2 protein-coding genes and 1 pseudogene are annotated in these 1,308 nt (G+C 69.9%); 1 reads left to right on the forward strand and 2 read right to left on the reverse strand.

What is annotated here, in order from left to right:
* Positions 1–32: 32 nt before the first annotated feature.
* Positions 33–161 carry a hypothetical protein gene (locus KZA10_RS18845; RefSeq protein ID WP_374196604.1) on the forward strand — a complete coding sequence of 43 codons (129 nt, stop codon included), beginning with the start codon at positions 33–35 and terminating at the stop codon, positions 159–161.
* Here KZA10_RS18845 and KZA10_RS15520 read toward each other — a convergent pair.
* A complete protein-coding gene (locus tag KZA10_RS15520) occupies positions 137–535 on the reverse strand; it encodes a VOC family protein (protein WP_218683333.1) in 399 nt (132 codons plus the stop codon). The genes KZA10_RS18845 and KZA10_RS15520 overlap by 25 nt on opposite strands.
* A 67-nt stretch (positions 536–602) precedes the next feature.
* A pseudogene (locus KZA10_RS15525) lies at positions 603–1,308 on the reverse strand (alkene reductase); the annotation flags it as partial.

The raw sequence follows: 1,308 nt of genomic DNA on the forward strand, positions 1-1,308 counted from the left end.
GCCTCGAGCGCTCCCGCCGCGCACAGGCGCTGCTGCGACGAGGAGCACCCCTCGTCGCAGCCGCCGCCGAAGCCGGTTTCGCCGACCAGCCGCATCTCTCGCGCGAGTTCCGAGGGCTGGTCGGCGTCAGTCCCGGTCAGTTCGCGGCGAGCTCCGCATAGAGGTCGACCGAGTTCCCGTCGGGATCGAGAAGCGTCGCGTAGCGCTGACCCCAGTGCGCGTCCCAGGGCTCGACGTGCGCCGTGTATCCGGCGCTCACGAGAGCGGCTAACGCGGCATCGACCTCCGCCGCCGTCCCCTTGTCGAAGGCGAGAGCGATGCGATGCCCACCGGTCGCCGGCACGAAGCCGGGGTCGAAACCACGGATCGTCTCGATCGTGTCCCAGGCGAGGGTCACGCCGTCATCGAGCTTGGCGTCTACGTGCGCAGCGTCGTCCTGGCCCTGCGCGATGTCGACACCCAGGGCGCGGTAGAAGGCGAGGGAGGCCGCCATGTCGTGGGTCACGATGCCGATGAAGCCGAGTTTCAATGTCATGCCCCCACGCTACGACCGGTTCACGGACGCGGTCGTGAACAGAACGGCCACGCTGTCCGGCGCGACCTCAGACTCCGGCGCGCACCGACTCCAGCGACGGGTAGTCGGTGTATCCCTCCGCCGTCCGGCCGTAGAACAGCTCGGGCCGCGGCTCGTTGAGCTCCGCCCCCTGGATCCAGCGCTCGACCAGGTCGGGGTTGGCGATCACAGGTCGGCCGACGGCGACGGCATCCGCCCATCCGTCGGCGACGAGGGACTCGGCCTCATCCTTGGTGGTTTCGGTCGCGAAACCGGTGTTGACGATCAGAGGCGCGCCGCCTGTACGGCGGATGTGCTGCACGAGCTCACCGGCAGGGTGCGCGTTGAGCACGTCGATGAAGGCGAGACCGAGCGGCGCGAGCCCTTCGGCGACGGCGGTGTAGGTGGCGAGGACATCCGCGTCGTCCTCCTCCAGCACGCCCTGGATGTTGTGCTGCGGCGAGAGACGGATGCCGGTGCGGTCGGCGCCGACGGCCGCGGCGACGGCCGCGGTGACCTCGATCGCGAAGCGGGCGCGGTTCTCGGGCGACCCGCCATAGCGGTCGTCACGGATGTTCGACACCGGAGACAGGAACTCGTGCACGAGATAGCCGTTCGCACCGTGCACCTCGACGCCGTCGAACCCGGCCGCGATCGCGTTGCGCGCCGCCTGGGCGAACTGCTCGATCACCTCGGGGATCTCGTCGAGGGTGAGCGCGTGTGCGACGGGGAGGTCTGCCTTGCCCTCGGGCGTG

Origin of the sequence: Microbacterium sp. BF1 (assembly GCF_019279095.1) — a bacterium.
Classification (GTDB): domain Bacteria; phylum Actinomycetota; class Actinomycetes; order Actinomycetales; family Microbacteriaceae; genus Microbacterium; species Microbacterium maritypicum.

Bases quoted from the DNA above. Each gene is read 5' to 3' on its own strand.
- KZA10_RS15520 (WP_218683333.1), bottom strand. From the start codon at position 535: ATGACATTGAAACTCGGCTTCATCGGCATCGTGACCCACGACATGGCG.